We start from the raw sequence: 15012 nt of genomic DNA on the forward strand, positions 1-15012 counted from the left end.
CGGCCTTATGGCCGCAACCGCACTTGCATCGCTCACGACCATAGCCTGCGCTCAAGACGTGTCCTGATCGGCCTCGGCTTCCGACCCTCGACCGTGCAGGCGGCACTTGGCCTGGTCATCGTGCTCCTGGTTTCGCTCTACGGCCGCGAGCGGCACGTGTCGGCGACGATCTGAGCCGCTTACAACCTCCACAGCCGCTTGGCGTTGCCTGACAGCAGTTTTTGCCGCTCATCGGCGCTGGCACCGCTGAGCAGCGCGTGCGTTGCCGCAACCCAGGTCGCAAGCCCGCCGCCGAGCGTGCAGACCGGCCAGTCGCTGCCCCACACGACGCGGTCCCAGCCGAAGCATTCGATGGTGTGCTCGACGTAGGAACGCAGCGTTTCGACAGTCCAGGATCCGGCATCCGCATACGCGACCACACCAGAAATTTTGCCGACGACGTTCGGGCGCCGCGCGATCTCCGCCATATGCTCGCGCCACGGGTGCTCGGCACCGCCCTTGATGTCGGGCACGCCGCAATGGTCGAGCACGAACTGCACATCCGGCGCGAGATCGGCGAGTGCGATCGCCTTGGGGATCTGGTGCGGCAGAACGACAAGATCGAAGGTCAGGCCGCTGCCGGCTAGCCGCTTGATGTTTTCACGAAACAGCGCGCCCTCCGACAGCTCATCGGGCATGACGTGCAGCACACGGCGAAAGCCCTTGACGAAAGGATCTGCGCGCTGCGTTTCCAAATAAGCGGCAAAGCCGGGCTCCTCCGGACGGCAGGAGGCAATCGCTCCCCTCAGCAAACTGCCCTTTTGCCGCGAGAGCGCTTTGACATGGCCGGTTTCGGCCTCGATATCAGCTGGATCGACATCGACCTCCATATGGAACGCGCCGTCGATGCCAGAGCGACGGGCCTGGACTGCATATTCGTCGTAGGGGAAATCGCGGTTGAGCGCCGGCACGCCGGCCAGCCATGGATAGCGCAGGGCGGACTGGTCGATCAGGTGCAGATGGGTGTCGAAGATCATGGCGGCGCGCTCCTCCTTGGCGACTTCGAGATCATCTCACGGAGAAATTCTTCATTCAAATAAGAATTCATCGCGATTGCTTGACAGTCGATCCCGCCAGTTGCGACAGCTTTTCGGTCGCTGCCAGCAACAGCTCTATCGTCCTGGTGATGTCGGGCGCCTTGGGTGCGTTGACCAGGGTTATGTACGGGATCGACAGTGCGGCGATCGCCTTGCCGTCCGAGCCGAGAACGGGCGTCGACAGGTTGAACACGCCGGCCGTCTGCATCGACGCCATCATCTCGTAGCCGCGTTCACGAATCTGGTCGAGGCGGGCGAAAAACTCTGGCGATTGCGGTGGCTTGTCGGTGCTGCGCAGATGTTCGGAGATCATCATCTGCCGCTCTTCCGACGGGCGGAACGCCAGCAACACATGGCCGGACCCGGTGTCGAACAGGCTGATGTGCGAGCCGACGCGGATAGAGATGCCCCAGTAATCCGGCGCCTCCTGCTGGGCAATAACCACCGCGGAGCCGCGATCGAAGACGACGAGCTGGTTTGCCTGCTGTGAGGTTTCGGCCAGTTCGCGCATCAGCGGCGTCGCATAGGAAACCAGCCGGCGCACCGGCGCGTGCAGCTGCGCCAGGCCAAACAGCTTGAGCGTCAGCGAATAACGGTCGCCATCAGGACGCGTGACGTAGCCGCGCCGCACCAGCCGATCCAGCATGCGATAGAACTCATTCGGGCTGCGGTCGAGTTTCTTGGCGATTTCCGCCTGCGTCAGGCCGCCGTCGACGCCGGCCAGCAGCTCGAGGATGTCGAGCCCCTTGTCCAGCGCCGGGGCTCGATACCGGTCGTCTTCCTCGTCCTCTGCCATTGCGCCTCTCCAGTGAATTTCACTTTTCATATACGCAACAGCCTTGCTTCCGAAAGAACTTTCGGCTTGACGATCCTATAAATGTTTTGTTTGTATATGAATGAAGCTGCCGATCGACCTCGCTACGCGATCGATGCAGGCTCTTTGGGAGGATACCAATGACGAAACTGTTTTGCGGCCTGTCGGCCGGCGTAACGCTACTCGCGTTTGGTGCTAGTGCTGCCCTTGCTGCCGAACTGCCCGGCAAATTCGACGGCGTCACCATCGACGCCAAGCTGATCGGCGGCCAGCAATATGAAGGGCTCTACGCGCGGATCGGCGAATGGGAAAAACTGACCGGCGCCAAGGTCAACGTGATCTCGAAGAAGAACCACTTCGAGCTCGACAAGGAGATCAAGTCGGACATCGCCTCCGGCAGCATCAACTGGTGCGTCGGCTCGAACCACTCGTCCTTCGCGCCGCAATATCCTGATATCTACACCGACCTGAACAAGCTGCTGCCGAAGGAGGAGATCGACGCCTTCGTGCCGTCGACGATCAAGGCCTCGACGCTCGACGGCAAGCTGGTAATGCTGCCGCGCGCGCAGTTCGATGTCTCGGCGCTCTATTACCAGAAGAGCCTCTATCAGGATGAAGCCAAGAAGGCCGCCTACAAGGCCAAGTACGGCAAGGAACTGACACCGCCCGACACCTGGGACGAGGTCGCCCAGCAGGCGGAATTCTTCGCCAGCCCGCCCGATTTCTATGGCACCCAGTTCGCCGGCAAGGAAGAGGCGATCAACGGCCGTTTTTACGAGATGCTCATCGCCGACGGTGGCGAGTACCTCGACAAGGACGGCAGGCCCGCTTTCAACTCGGAGGCCGGCGTGCACGCGCTCGACTGGTTCGTCAATCTCTACAAGGCCAAGGCGGTGCCGGCCGGCACCACCAACTATCTGTGGGACGATCTCGGCCAGGGTTTTGCCTCGGGCACCGTCGCCATCAACCTCGATTGGCCTGGCTGGGCAGGCTTCTTCAACGATCCAAAGTCGTCGAAGGTCGCCGGCAATGTCGGCGTGAAGGTGGCGCCGAAGGGATCGGCCGGCATTCGCACCGGCTGGTCGGGGCACCACGGGTTTTCGGTCACCGAAAACTGCGCCAGCAAGGAAGCGGCCGCGTCGCTGGTCTGGTTCCTGACCAATGAGGACAGCCAGAAGCTCGAGGCAGCAGGCGGACCTCTGCCGACCCGCACGGCGGTGTGGGACTGGGACATCCAGCAGGCAGCAAACGATCCTTACAAGAAGGAAGTGCTGGCGGCTTTCCAGGAAGAGGCAAAGCACGCTTTCGCCGTGCCGCAGACACCTGAATGGATCGAAATCTCCAACGCCGTCTATCCCGAATTGCAGGCCGCCATCCTTGGCGACAAGACCTCCAAGCAGGCGCTGGACGACGCTGCCGCCAAGGCCACCCAGATCCTCGAGGACGCCGGCAAGCTTTGACCATTCTCCCAAGGGGGCGCCGCGCTCATTGAAGAGCGGCGCCCCCGAACTTTTTTCGAACCATGCGCAACCCGCTTTGTCTTGATCCCAGCTCGCCGATGGCGGGCTTCGGTGTCCGGGCACCAACCAGAACCGGATCGCCATGAAAGGCTGGAGACCCTCGCCACCATTGCTGCTCCTGCTGCCGGCGGTGATCGTGCTGGCGGCCGTGGTGGTGGTGCCGTTGCTGCTGTCGCTCTACTCCAGCTTCACGCCGTTCCGGCTGACCAGGCCTGAGACGTTCTGGGTCTTCATCGGCGCCCGCAACTACGTCACCATCCTGACCAGCCGCGATTTCTGGATCGCCTTTGCCCGTACTGTGGTGCTGCTGACGGTGGCGCTCAACCTGGAAATGCTGATCGGGCTCGGGCTGGCCCTGCTGGTGGAGAAAGCGTCGCGCGGCCAGCGGCTCCTGCGCACCATCATGATGTTTCCGATGATGTTTTCGCCGATCCTCGTCGGCTTCCAGTTCAAATTCATGTTCAACGACAATATCGGCCTGGTGAACAACGCCCTGCAGGCGCTCGGCCTGACCGATCGCGCCATCCCGTGGCTGATCGACGGCAATCTCGCCTTCATCGCCATCCTGACCGCCGAGATCTGGTCGTCGACTTCGGTGTTCGCGATCCTCATCCTGGCCGGGCTGCTGGCGATGCCGCGCGAACCGGTCGAGGCGGCCCGCGTCGACGGCTGCACGCCATGGCAGACATTCCGCTATGTCACCTGGCCGTTCATCATGCCGTTTGCCTTCATCGCCATGACCATCCGCTCGCTCGACGTCGCGCGCGCCTACGACATCGTCAAGATCATGACCGACGGCGGCCCTGCCGGCCGCACCGAACTGGTCTGGACGCTGGTCGCCCGCACCGCCTATGGCGATGCCAAAATGGGCATGGCCAATGCCATGGCCTATTTCTCGATCCTGCTGTCGATCCTGTTCACCGTCTATTTCTACCGCAAGCTCGCCGCGGCGCGCACGCAGATCGCGGCGGAGTGGTGAGGATGGACCAGAACAGCCTGCATCGCGCCGGCAACAAAGCGCTTCGGATCGTCCATGGCATCGGGCTGTTCCTGGCCATGCTGGTCATCTGCCTGCCCGGCATCTGGATCGTGCTGTCGTCGCTGCGGCCGACTGTCGAGATCATGGCCAAGCCGCCGGTGTGGATTCCGCAGCAACTCTCGCTCGATGCCTACGTCGCCATGTTCAGCGGCGTCGGCAAGGGCGGCATTCCGGTGCTCGACTATTTCCGCAATTCGCTGATCATCTCGGTGACCTCGACGCTGATCGCCATCGCCATCGGCATGGCGGGCGGCTATGCCTTTGCGCGCTATCGCTTCCAAGCCAAGTCGGCGATGTTTCTCGGCCTGATGCTGACGCGCACGGTGCCCGGCATCGCACTGTCCCTGCCGCTGTTCTTCGTCTTTGCGCGGCTCGGCATCATCGACACGCATTTCGGGCTGATCCTGGTCTATGTCGCGCTCAATGTGCCCTTCACCATCTGGCTGATCGACGGCTTTTTCCGCCAGGTACCGAAAGACCTTGCCGAGGCGGCGCAGATCGACGGCTGCACGCGCTGGCAGGCCTTCTGGCAGGTCGAGTTTCCGCTCGCCGGGCCCGGCATCGCCTCGGCCGGAATCTTTGCCTTCCTCACCTCGTGGAACGAGTTCGCGCTGGCCTCGCAGCTGACACGCTCGATTAACTCCAAGACCCTGCCGGTTGGCCTGCTCGACTATACGGCCGAATTCACCATCGACTGGCGCGGCATGTGCGCGCTCGCCGTGGTCATGGTCATACCGGCGCTCACGCTTACCTTCATCGTCCAGAAACACCTCGTCGGCGGCCTCACTTCCGGCGCGGTGAAAGGCTGACATGGCAACCGTATCGCTCAAGAATCTCACCAAAAGCTACGGCCCGGTGGCGGTGGTGCACGGCATCGATCTCGAGGTCGCCGACCGCGAGTTCATCGCGCTGGTCGGGCCGTCCGGTTGCGGCAAGTCGACAACCCTGCGCATGATCGCCGGCCTCGAGGCGATCAGCGACGGCGTCATCGAGATCGGCGGCCGCATGGTCAACGACCTGCCGCCGCGCTCGCGCAACATCTCGATGGTGTTCCAGTCCTACGCGCTCTATCCGCATATGACGGTGCGCGAAAACCTCGGCTTCTCGCTCAAGATCGCCGGCGCCGCGAAAGAAGAAATGGACCGTCGCGTCGCCGAAGCGTCCGGCATTCTCGGCCTCGACCAGTTGCTCGACCGCCGGCCGTCGCAGCTGTCCGGCGGACAGCGCCAGCGCGTGGCCATGGGCCGCGCCATCGTGCGCGATCCCGATGTCTTCCTGTTCGACGAGCCACTTTCCAATCTCGACGCCAAGCTTCGGACGCAGATGCGCACCGAGATCAAGAAGCTGCACGCCAAGGTCAAGTCGACGGTGATCTACGTCACCCATGACCAGGTCGAAGCGATGACATTGGCGGACCGCATCGTCATCATGCGTGACGGTTTTATCGAGCAGGTCGGCACACCCGACGAGGTCTTCCGCCGGCCGCAGACACGCTTCGTCGCGGGCTTCATCGGCTCGCCACCGATGAACCTGCATGAGGCGGTTGTCGACGACGGACAGCTGCTGTTCGCCAGCGGCGAGAAGCTGCCTCTGCCCAGCCAGTTCAAAGCCAATGTCGAAACCGGCGACAAGGTCGTGTTCGGCCTCAGGCCCGACGACATCTATCCGACCGGACACGGCATCAGCTCCGGCGAAGATGTCGACGTCCACCAGGTCGAGTTGCCGGTGACCGTCACCGAGCCGCTCGGCAATGAGACGCTGGTGTTCGCCGAATTCAACGGCAGCGACTGGGTATCACGGATGCTCAATCCAAAGCCGCTCAAAGCCGGCGACCGGGTCAAGATGAGCCTGGACCTGTCGCAGGCCCATCTGTTTTCTGCTGAAACGGGCAAGACATTGCGAGGTTAAAATCATGGCAAAGATCGAGAAAGTCGAACTGCGCATGGTCGACTTGGTGCCTAAGGTCAAGCGCACCGATGCCATCCAGAGTTTTGTCAGCCAGGAAACACCGATCGTCACCATCACCGATGCCGACGGCGCGGTCGGCTCCGGCTACAGCTACACGATCGGCACCGGCGGCTCGTCGGTGATGCGACTGCTGGCCGACCACCTTGCGCCGCGGCTGATCGGCCGCGACGCCGACATGATCGAGGCGATCTGGCGCGAGTTGGAGTTCGCCACCCATGCCACGACGATCGGCGCGATCACGGCAATCGCGCTGGCGGCCATCGACACTGCTCTTTGGGACCTGCGGGCGAAGAAACAGAGACTGCCGCTGTGGAAGCTGGCCGGCGGCGCCAAGGACCGCTGCCCGCTCTACACGACCGAAGGCGGCTGGCTGCATATCGAGACCGAGGCGCTGGTCGCGGATGCGCTGGCCGCCAAGGCCAAGGGTTTTCGCGGCTCGAAAGTCAAGATCGGCAAGCCGCACGGTTCCGAGGATCTTGCTCGGCTGACGGCGGTGCGCCGGGCGGTCGGAGACTCCTACGAGATCATGACCGACTGCAACCAGGGCTTTTCGGTCGACGAGGCAATCCGCCGGGCCGAGCGCCTGCGTGAGCTCGACCTCGCCTGGATCGAGGAGCCGCTGCCGGCCGACGACATTGACGGCCATGTGCGGCTGTCGAGTGCCACATCGACGCCGATCGCCATCGGCGAGTCGCTCTATTCGATCCGGCATTTCCGCGAATATATGCAAAAGGGCGCTTGCTCGATCGTGCAGGTCGATGTCGGCCGCATCGGCGGCATTACGCCGTGGCTGAAGGTCGCGCACGCGGCCGAGGCGTTCGACATACCGGTCTGCCCGCATTTCCTGATGGAACTGCATGTCAGCCTGACATGCGCCGTTCAGAACGGCAGATATGTCGAGTATATTCCCCAGCTCGACGAGCTGACCGGCAAGAAAATGCGTATCGAGGACGGGCACGCGTTGGCGCCGGACGAGCCAGGCATCGGCATCGACTGGGACTGGGATGCGATCAAGGCGAAGAGCATCGCGGAATTCACCACGACGATAGCGAAATAGGAGGCGGACATGCAGCGAATCGGAATGGTGCTCGGCCTCAAGCCGGAGAAAGTCGCCGAATATGTGCGGCTTCACGCTGCTGTGTGGCCGGACGTCCTCAAGATGATTTCCGCCTGCAACATCAGAATTATTCGATCTATCTGAGGGAGCCGGAGCACCTTTTGTTCAGCACCTTCGAGTACCATGGCACCGATTTCGCCGCCGACATGGCCAAGATGGCCGCCGATCCCACGACGCAGGAATGGTGGGCGCTGTGCATGCCGTGCCAGGAGCCGCTGCCGACCCGCAAGGAGGGCGAGTGGTGGGCGTCGATGGACGAAGTTTTCCATTATGACTGATGACATTTTCGATCCTGCCTCGCTTTCCCAGGCCTGGGCACAACCGTCAAAGCCCAGGCCGATCGTGATTTTCGGCGCCGGCTCGATCGTCGGCGATGCGCATTTCCCGGCCTATGGGAAAGCCGGTTTCCCGGTTGCCGGGCTGTTCGACCCCGAGCTGGCCAAGGCCGAAAAACTGGCGCAGAAATGGGGCGTCACCGCTTACCGGTCGGTCGAAGAAGCTGCGTCAATAAAGGACGCCGTCTTCGATCTGGCGACACCGCCGGCCTATCATGCCGGCGTGCTCAGGGCGCTGCCCGATGGTGCGGTGGCGCTGATCCAGAAGCCTATGGGGAGCAATCTCAGCGAGGCGACTGACATCCTCGAAATCTGCCGCTCCAAAGACCTCAAGGCCGCGGTGAATTTCCAGCTGCGGTTCGCGCCGATGATGCTGGCGCTCAAGGATGCGATCGCCAAGGGCTGGTTGGGCGACGTGGTCGATTTCGACGCATGGCTGGCGCTTGCGACACCCTGGCAGCTCTGGGAATTCCTGTTGCAGGCGCCGCGCGTCGAGATCGCCATGCATTCGATCCATTATCTCGACCTGATCCGGCAATTGCTCGGCGACCCCAAGGGGGTTCACGCCAAGACGCTCGGCCATCCCGGCCATAAGGTTGCGCAAACGCGCACCAGCGCGATCCTCGACTATGGCGACACCGTGCGCTGTGCACTGTCGATCAACCACGATCACAAATTCGGTCGAAAACACCAGGCCTGCGAATTCCGCATCTGCGGCACCGAAGGCGCCGCCTACCTCAAATTGGGCGTCAACCTCGACTATCCGCGCGGCGAGCCGGACATCCTCGAAATCTACCCCAAAGGCGGCAAGGACTGGATTGCGGTTCCACTCGTCGGCGCATGGTTTCCGGACGCCTTTGCCGGCCGCATGGCCAATGTCCAGCGCTACGCGTCGGGCGAGGACGCCGAGCTTGTCAGTTCCGTCGAGGACGGTTGGAACACTATGGCGCTGGTCGAAGCCGCCTACCAATCGAGCGCGGCGCCGGCAACACCGATAGCGGCGAGGCCCTGACATGGAGCAGACTGTCTATTTCGAGGACTACCAGATCGGCTCGTCGCGCATGACCAGCGGGCGCACCATCACCGAGACCGACTTCGTCGTCCATGCCGGCCATACCGGCGATTTCTTTCCCCACCACATGGACGCCGAGTTCATGAAGACGACGCCGTTCGGCCAGCGCATCGCCCACGGCACGCTGGTCTTTTCGGTCGGCGTCGGGCTGACGGCGAGCGTCGTCAACCCGGTCGCCTTCTCCTATGGCTACGACCGGCTGCGCTTCATCAAGCCGGTGTTCATCGGCGATACGATCAAGACCCGCGCCACCATCTCGGCCAAGGAAGACGACCCGAAGCGGCCCGATTCAGGCCGGGTCGTCGAGCGCTGCGAGGTGATCAACCAGCATGGCAACGTGGTGCTGGTCGCCGACCACATCTACATCGTCGAGCGTCGCGACAAGCCGAGCAGGGCCTCGACGGACGGCCCCGAAACCTGAAACAAAAAAACCGCCTTGCGGCGGGTCCTCGGTGCGAATCAGCACCATACGCAAATTAGTAGCATAGCTGCCGGCACAAAGCAAGAACAAAATGTGGCGCTGTCCGCAAAAAAATGCGAATTCACTTCACCCGTTCCCGTCTTTATCCGCTTGCCGAGATCGCGCTCAAGGCTGCCTGCCCCGGAACGTTAAGGTGGAACTGTCGGCAGGCAGCGGATGGTGCCGGCATCGGAAATTGGTCACACCCGGTTGACCGGATATACCGCCTTGCCGCCGCGCAGGACCGCTGCGACGTCGGCAAACACCTTGTTGCGAACCTCCGCGTAAGATTGCGTCGAGTAGTGCGCCGCGTGTGGACTGACCAGGACGGTGTCCAGCGCCAGCAGCGGATTGTCGGGCGAAGGCGGCTCCTGCTCGAACGTGTCGATGCCCGCGCCTGCCAGATGGCCGCGCCGGATCAGATCCGCCAACGCGACCTCGTCGACGAGGCCGCCGCGGGACACGTTAATGAATATCGCTCCTTCCTTCATCCGCGACAGGGCATCCGCCGACATGATGTTTCTGGTCTCCGGTGTCGCTGGAACGTGCAGCGAGACGATGTCGGCCCTGGCTAGCAGCTCGTCGAAGCCGACCGGTTCGGCACCGCCGGCCGTGATGCGCTCTGCCGGCATATGCGGGTCGTAGGCGATGATATGATAGCCGAAGACCCGCGCCCGCTCGGCAGTCAGGCGCCCGATCTGGCCGAAGCCGATCAGCCCGAGAATCTGCCTGTCCGGCCGCATGATGCCGGCACCGTCGGTCATCGCCGCCCAGCGGCCGGCGCGCACCGCGCTGTCGAACTGCTTCAGCCTGCGCGTCAAGGCCAGGATCAGGGCCATGGCGTGGGTGCTGACTTCCACCAGATTGGCATCCGGCACGTAGGTTACCTGAACACCGGCACGGCTGGCGGCCTCGACATCGATCGAGTCGAGCCCTACGCCGAACCGCCCGATGACCTTGAGGTTCTTCAGTTCGGCCAAAACGCGAGCCGTGATCGGCTCCCGCAATACCATCAATGCGTCGGCGTCGCGGCAGTGTTCGATCAGGGCATCTTCCGTGAGCAGCGTGTTTTCGACAAACTGGGCGTTCAAGCCGTCGAGGTAGCGCAGCTGCTCTTCCTCGACTGACAATACGCCGTCGGTCTTGATGATCTTCATGCCAAACTCTTGCTATGAGGCGTTGCGCGCCGAGACGACACCGGCGGCAAGGCCGGCGCCGAGAAACATCGTGTCGCTGGCCAGCATGTAGAAGCTGATGCCGTGCCGCGACCATTTGCCGATATCATCCGCCGAAGGGCGAAAGATGCCGACGGCCTTGCCGGCCGCGCGCGCTACGGCCGCAATCCTGGTAATCGCGGCCTTGAGCTTGTCCTGGCCGGCCGGCCCCATGGCGTCGATCGAGACCGACAGGTCGCCGGGGCCAATGAAGACCACGTCGACGCCGTCGACCTGGACGATGTCGTCGATGTTGGCCAGGCCCTCTGCCGTCTCGACCTGGATGGCGACCGTCAGGACCTCGTTGGCCGATTTGAGGTAGTCCGGAATCCTGTAGCCATAACCGGCGGCGCGGCCCGGGCCGACACCGCGTGCGCCGACCGGCGGGTAACGGCAGGCCATGACCACCATGCGGGCTTGCTCGGCCGTCGAGACGCGGGGTACCAGGACGCCCGACGCGCCGGCGTCGAGCGCGGCCGCCATCCATTCCGGCGTGTGGCCGGGAACGCGCACCATCGCGGGAACCTTGTGGACATCGGCGGCGCGAACCAGATCCTCGAGCCGTTCGCGGCCGATCTGCGAATGCTCCCAGTCGATGCACAGGAAATCGACCCCGCTGGCGGCCGCCACTTCGACCGCCACCGGGTGCGGGATGGCGCAGAACGTGCCGATGAGGCGATCGAGAGAGACACATTTCTTGCGAAAGTCGTACATGAAATCTCCAGAGATTTTTCGGCGTCGGCAAAACCTGTTTGCGCTATGTGGCCCGCGGCAAAGGATGCACGGCTTCCGTCGACATCGGGAAATGCCGGCTGCCGCCTGAAAACGGCGGGAAAGTCTTGTAGTCGGCGCGCATCTCCAGCCGCGCCGGCGATTGCAGCGCGTGCGTCAATGCCGCGGGACTGTCGAACATGACGCGATTGCGCTGCATATGGTCGATGCGCGGCCAGGGCAGCGAACCGCACCAATCCAGTCGCGACAGAACCTCGATGTGGCGAATGCCGGGAAAGCCGCGCATCAATTGCGGATGATGCGTCACATAGTGGTAGAGCCAGACATTCATGTCTTCGGCCGGCCCGGGATAGTGGACAAGATAGCTGCAGGGGAGTCCCGACGTCTGGACGCCAGCGTCGTCGACGGGAAACGGACGCACGCACATAGCCTGTTGCGTCGGCCTCGAACCGGCGACGCTCGACAGCATACCCGGTGCGGCAAGCGCCTGCAGATGGCCGGACGGCGCCAGCGCCGCCTCCATGTCCGCCAATTCGTCGAAATAGAGCTGGAAGCCAAGGACCGGCGGTGGGCCATCCTTGTTGAACATGTCCGTCGCCACTTCGGGCAGATAGATGTTTGCAAGCGCAAGGCCCGGCGTCGATGCAATCACCCGCCGCACGGCATCAACGTCTTCACCGGCGATGGCCAAATTTGCCTCGCGGTCATCATGGAAGAAAGCAAGATAGGCAAAGCGCATTTGGACACCTGCTGGATCGAGTTCGACTAGATCAAATTCGGAAGAAAGAGAGCGATCTGCGGAAAGAGGACAATCAGCAGGATCAGCAAAAGCGTCAGCGCGATGTAGGGTGCCGCTGACATGGCAACCGTCTTGAGCGATGTGCCTTTCGGCGCAACACCGATCATGATGAACAGCAGCAGACCAAACGGCGGCGTGGTGAAGCCGACCTCGTAGGCGAGCAGCAGGATCAGCCCGAACCATACCGGCTCGTAGCCGAATTGGTGGGCGATCGGCAGGAAGATCGGCAGCGTGATCAGCATCATCGAGACCTGATCCATGAACATGCCGAGCAGCAAGATGACGAGCACCATCATGAGCAGCATGGGATACGGTCCAAGATCATAGCCGACGATGAACTGGATAAAGCCGTTGGAGGCGCCGGAGAAGGCGAATATCTGCGAAAACGTCGTCGAAGCCGAGATGATCAGGAAGGTCATGCCGGTGACCTTCATCGCATCGTCCAGCGACTTCCAGACAACCGACCAGCTGAACCGCCGGTAGACAAACAACAAGGCGAACACGGCGGCACAGCCGAGCCCCGCCGATTCCGTCGGCGTCGCTATTCCAAGGATGATCGTGCCGACCACCATGAACACGATGACGCTCATCGGAATGATGTTGACGGCAACCGCCCTCACCTTCTCGGCCGCAGGAACGGCGGGCACCGGATAGTGCGGAGCGGCGTCCGGATCGATCTTCGTCTGTGCGAAGATCAGCGCCGCGTACATGACAACGAGGAGCAGTCCGGGCAAAGCCCCCGCTATGAGCAGCGCGCCGACGTCGATCTGGGCCAGCGAGCCGAGCAAGACAGCCAGCGAGGATGGCGGGATGATGACGGCAAGGCTTCCGGCGCCAAGCACCGGGCCGTAGGCCATATGCGGCTTGTAGCCCCGCTTCAGCATCTCCGGCACCATCAGCGAACCCATCATGCCGGTATTGGCGAGGCTCGAGCCCGACAGCGCGGAAAAGATGGTGCCGGCGGCGAGAACGACATAAGCGAGGCGTCCGCGCAGATTGCCGATGCACAGGTCGAGCGCGTAGATCACCTTCTCGCCGAGGCCGGAGCGGAAGAACAGGCTGCCCATGACAAGAAACATCGGCAGCGGAGCGAGCGCATAGGTCGAGACGGCGTCGGAGAAGTTGGCGACCATCTGCGTCACGCCGATCGAACCGCCGAAGAACAGGTACAGCCCGATCACATTGGTGACGAAGAAAGCGAAGGCGACCGGCAGCCCAAGCCCCATCAACACGAGGATGGTGCCAACAAGCACGGCGAATGGAAACAGCCAGGCCACCGGTCAGAGCCCTTCCATTTCCAGCGGATCGAGCGTGTACAGCGTGTCACGGCCGAGGAGATATCTGAGCCATTCCAGCGCAGAGAGGTAGAAGGCGAGCATGATGGGCAGAAAGACCAGCCATTTCGGCATGTCGAAACTGCGCGTTTCATATTCGCCGCCCGCCACGGCGCTTGTCAGGGAAAACAAGGCGACGCTGCCAAGGTAGAGGCTGACGCCGATGCAGGCGAGATAGACCAGTTTTTCAAGCACCGCCCGAGCCCGCATCGGCAGCGCCTTGCGCAGGAACTCGACGAAGACATGGCCCTTGCTGTGGACCAGCCAGGGCATCGGCAGGAATGCCGCGTAAAGCAGGCCGTATTCCGTCGCCGATACTGCCCAGGCAAGCGGCCTCAGGCCCAGATTGCGGACGCATACATCAGCAACCACCGCGACGATGATGAGGCCAAGCACCACTTTTGCCGTCGCCGCCAACGCAAGGCTCAGCTTCGCAATCGCTGCAAACAATCTGTCCATGTCCGACGACCCTCATGTCCACCGTTGCCCCGCTTTTGCCCAGCTTTGATGGAGGGCTTACAAGGCAGCCTCCGCTCGGCTACTGGAAGAATTTCTTCAACTGATCGATGTTGGTGGGATCGCGTTTGGCCATTCTCGCCCAGCTCGCCTGCGTGGCAGCCGCCAGGAATTTGTCGCGGCCGGCACCGGTCAAGCTGATCACCTTCTGCCCGCCGTCGATCATCGCCTGTGCCTGCTTTTCCGACTCGGCAAGATTGGCGTCATAGCTCGCGCGCTCGTATTCGACGGCCGTGTCGGCAAGCAGCTTCTGCGCCTCGGGCGACAGCGTGTCCCATTTGGCCTTGTTGATCGAGATCAGCACGTCGGTTTTGAAGAATTGCGGGTCGACACGGTATTTGGTGAACTTGTCCCAGCCGAACGACGCATAGCCAAACACGGTATAGGCGTTGGCATTGACGACGCCGCGCTCGCGCGAGGTGTAGACGTCCCCTGGCGCTTGCACGATCACCGTTGCGCCCAGGGATTCAAGGAAATCGCGATAGAGCGGCGACGAGCGGATCTTCAGGCTGCTCCAGTCGATGCTGCCTTCGCTGTTGAGCTTGGGTTCGTCGATGGTGAAGACGTTGAAGCCCGAGCCCGCGTCGACATGCGCCAGCAGATGGGCATTGGCCTTCTTCTCGAAAATTCCGCTGATGAAGTCCCAGCCGCCATTCTCGCGAACCTCCCACGGCGTCTTTGTCGATGCGGAGAACACCTCGCCTTCGGGCACGAGCTCGAGGAACTGCCCTGCCGGCGTGTCGATCACGTCGATCAGGCCGCTCCTGAGCGCCCCGCCCTGCTGGATCGGCGGAATGACCTCCGGCCCGCCACGCACGTTGATCTGGACCACGCCCTTTCCCTTTTCGTTCACCTTCTGAACGAACTTCAGGAAGCTCTGGGCGTAGCCGTTCTGCGTCGGCGTGAAATGCACGGCGTTGAGGACGACCTCCTCGGCCGCGGCGATACCCACCACACCCGACAGGAGTGCAGCCAGAACAAGGGATTTCCAAATGCGCATTGCCGTGTTCCCTTTG

15 protein-coding genes and 1 pseudogene are annotated in these 15012 nt (G+C 62.4%); 8 read left to right on the forward strand and 8 right to left on the reverse strand.

Annotated elements, in window-relative coordinates; all coding sequences use genetic code 11:
• Positions 1 to 179 precede the first annotated feature (179 nt).
• Both NKH43_RS00795 and NKH43_RS00800 read right to left on the reverse strand, forming a co-directional pair.
• Positions 180 to 1016, reverse strand: a complete 837-nt coding sequence (locus tag NKH43_RS00795; protein ID WP_352856133.1) for an amidohydrolase family protein — start codon at positions 1014 to 1016, stop codon at positions 180 to 182.
• A 67-nt stretch (positions 1017 to 1083) separates the two neighbouring features.
• Positions 1084 to 1872: an IclR family transcriptional regulator gene (locus NKH43_RS00800; RefSeq protein ID WP_352482774.1), complete on the reverse strand. Its 789-nt coding sequence runs from the start codon at positions 1870 to 1872 to the stop codon at positions 1084 to 1086.
• A gap of 158 nt (positions 1873 to 2030) precedes the next feature.
• Between NKH43_RS00800 and NKH43_RS00805 the strand changes: the two genes are divergently transcribed.
• The 8 genes and pseudogenes from NKH43_RS00805 (at position 2031) to NKH43_RS00840 (ending at position 9362) form a co-directional block, all read left to right on the forward strand.
• Positions 2031 to 3350, forward strand: coding sequence for a type 2 periplasmic-binding domain-containing protein (locus NKH43_RS00805; protein WP_352856135.1), 1320 nt, complete (start codon positions 2031 to 2033; stop codon positions 3348 to 3350).
• A gap of 142 nt (positions 3351 to 3492) precedes the next feature.
• Positions 3493 to 4389: a carbohydrate ABC transporter permease gene (locus NKH43_RS00810; RefSeq protein WP_352856137.1), complete on the forward strand. Its 897-nt coding sequence runs from the start codon at positions 3493 to 3495 to the stop codon at positions 4387 to 4389.
• Positions 4390 to 4391: 2 nt separating this feature from the next.
• Positions 4392 to 5258 carry a carbohydrate ABC transporter permease gene (locus tag NKH43_RS00815; RefSeq protein ID WP_352482777.1) on the forward strand — a complete coding sequence of 289 codons (867 nt, stop codon included), beginning with the start codon at positions 4392 to 4394 and terminating at the stop codon, positions 5256 to 5258.
• Between the two features lies 1 nt (position 5259).
• Complete coding sequence (locus tag NKH43_RS00820; protein ID WP_023716655.1) at positions 5260 to 6357, forward strand: ABC transporter ATP-binding protein; 1098 nt, start codon at positions 5260 to 5262, stop codon at positions 6355 to 6357.
• 4 nt (positions 6358 to 6361) lie between these two features.
• Positions 6362 to 7474 carry a mandelate racemase/muconate lactonizing enzyme family protein gene (locus NKH43_RS00825; RefSeq protein WP_352482778.1) on the forward strand — a complete coding sequence of 371 codons (1113 nt, stop codon included), beginning with the start codon at positions 6362 to 6364 and terminating at the stop codon, positions 7472 to 7474.
• Between the two features lie 9 nt (positions 7475 to 7483).
• Positions 7484 to 7812, forward strand: a pseudogene (locus tag NKH43_RS00830) (L-rhamnose mutarotase).
• Positions 7805 to 8881: a Gfo/Idh/MocA family protein gene (locus NKH43_RS00835; RefSeq protein WP_352547446.1), complete on the forward strand. Its 1077-nt coding sequence runs from the start codon at positions 7805 to 7807 to the stop codon at positions 8879 to 8881. Before NKH43_RS00830 ends, NKH43_RS00835 begins: the two are co-directional and overlap by 8 nt.
• Before the next feature lies 1 nt (position 8882).
• Positions 8883 to 9362: a MaoC/PaaZ C-terminal domain-containing protein gene (locus NKH43_RS00840; RefSeq protein WP_023716652.1), complete on the forward strand. Its 480-nt coding sequence runs from the start codon at positions 8883 to 8885 to the stop codon at positions 9360 to 9362.
• Positions 9363 to 9601: 239 nt separating this feature from the next.
• Here the strand turns inward: NKH43_RS00840 and NKH43_RS00845 are convergent, their stop codons facing one another.
• The 6 genes from NKH43_RS00845 to dctP form a co-directional block, all read right to left on the reverse strand.
• Entirely contained in the window at positions 9602 to 10558 is a 957-nt protein-coding gene (locus NKH43_RS00845) for a C-terminal binding protein (RefSeq protein WP_352856139.1), read from the reverse strand.
• A 12-nt stretch (positions 10559 to 10570) separates the two neighbouring features.
• Positions 10571 to 11329: an HpcH/HpaI aldolase family protein gene (locus NKH43_RS00850; RefSeq protein ID WP_352856141.1), complete on the reverse strand. Its 759-nt coding sequence runs from the start codon at positions 11327 to 11329 to the stop codon at positions 10571 to 10573.
• A 43-nt stretch (positions 11330 to 11372) separates the two neighbouring features.
• On the reverse strand, positions 11373 to 12086 hold the full coding sequence (locus NKH43_RS00855) for a hypothetical protein (RefSeq protein ID WP_352856143.1): 714 nt from the start codon (positions 12084 to 12086) through the stop codon (positions 11373 to 11375).
• A 26-nt stretch (positions 12087 to 12112) separates the two neighbouring features.
• Positions 12113 to 13423: a TRAP transporter large permease gene (locus tag NKH43_RS00860; RefSeq protein WP_352482787.1), complete on the reverse strand. Its 1311-nt coding sequence runs from the start codon at positions 13421 to 13423 to the stop codon at positions 12113 to 12115.
• Positions 13424 to 13426: 3 nt separating this feature from the next.
• Complete coding sequence (locus tag NKH43_RS00865; protein ID WP_023716647.1) at positions 13427 to 13939, reverse strand: TRAP transporter small permease; 513 nt, start codon at positions 13937 to 13939, stop codon at positions 13427 to 13429.
• 79 nt (positions 13940 to 14018) lie between these two features.
• Positions 14019 to 14996 (reverse strand): TRAP transporter substrate-binding protein DctP, encoded by a 978-nt coding sequence (dctP, locus tag NKH43_RS00870; protein ID WP_352856145.1) that lies wholly within the window; start codon positions 14994 to 14996, stop codon positions 14019 to 14021.
• Between the last annotated feature and the right edge of the window lie 16 nt (positions 14997 to 15012).

Origin of the sequence: Mesorhizobium sp. M1163 (assembly GCF_040318415.1) — a bacterium.
In the GTDB taxonomy this organism is placed as follows: Bacteria; Pseudomonadota; Alphaproteobacteria; order Rhizobiales; family Rhizobiaceae; genus Mesorhizobium.

Bases quoted from the DNA above. Each gene is read 5' to 3' on its own strand.
- NKH43_RS00820 (WP_023716655.1), top strand. From the start codon at position 5,260: ATGGCAACCGTATCGCTCAAGAATCTCACCAAAAGCTACGGCCCGGTG.
- dctP (WP_352856145.1), bottom strand. From the start codon at position 14,996: ATGCGCATTTGGAAATCCCTTGTTCTGGCTGCACTCCTGTCGGGTGTG.
- NKH43_RS00810 (WP_352856137.1), top strand. From the start codon at position 3,493: ATGAAAGGCTGGAGACCCTCGCCACCATTGCTGCTCCTGCTGCCGGCG.
- NKH43_RS00815 (WP_352482777.1), top strand. From the start codon at position 4,392: ATGGACCAGAACAGCCTGCATCGCGCCGGCAACAAAGCGCTTCGGATC.
- NKH43_RS00825 (WP_352482778.1), top strand. From the start codon at position 6,362: ATGGCAAAGATCGAGAAAGTCGAACTGCGCATGGTCGACTTGGTGCCT.
- NKH43_RS00835 (WP_352547446.1), top strand. From the start codon at position 7,805: ATGACTGATGACATTTTCGATCCTGCCTCGCTTTCCCAGGCCTGGGCA.
- NKH43_RS00845 (WP_352856139.1), bottom strand. From the start codon at position 10,558: ATGAAGATCATCAAGACCGACGGCGTATTGTCAGTCGAGGAAGAGCAG.
- NKH43_RS00850 (WP_352856141.1), bottom strand. From the start codon at position 11,329: ATGTACGACTTTCGCAAGAAATGTGTCTCTCTCGATCGCCTCATCGGC.
- NKH43_RS00805 (WP_352856135.1), top strand. From the start codon at position 2,031: ATGACGAAACTGTTTTGCGGCCTGTCGGCCGGCGTAACGCTACTCGCG.
- NKH43_RS00800 (WP_352482774.1), bottom strand. From the start codon at position 1,872: ATGGCAGAGGACGAGGAAGACGACCGGTATCGAGCCCCGGCGCTGGAC.
- NKH43_RS00840 (WP_023716652.1), top strand. From the start codon at position 8,883: ATGGAGCAGACTGTCTATTTCGAGGACTACCAGATCGGCTCGTCGCGC.
- NKH43_RS00795 (WP_352856133.1), bottom strand. From the start codon at position 1,016: ATGATCTTCGACACCCATCTGCACCTGATCGACCAGTCCGCCCTGCGC.
- NKH43_RS00865 (WP_023716647.1), bottom strand. From the start codon at position 13,939: ATGGACAGATTGTTTGCAGCGATTGCGAAGCTGAGCCTTGCGTTGGCG.
- NKH43_RS00855 (WP_352856143.1), bottom strand. From the start codon at position 12,086: ATGCGCTTTGCCTATCTTGCTTTCTTCCATGATGACCGCGAGGCAAAT.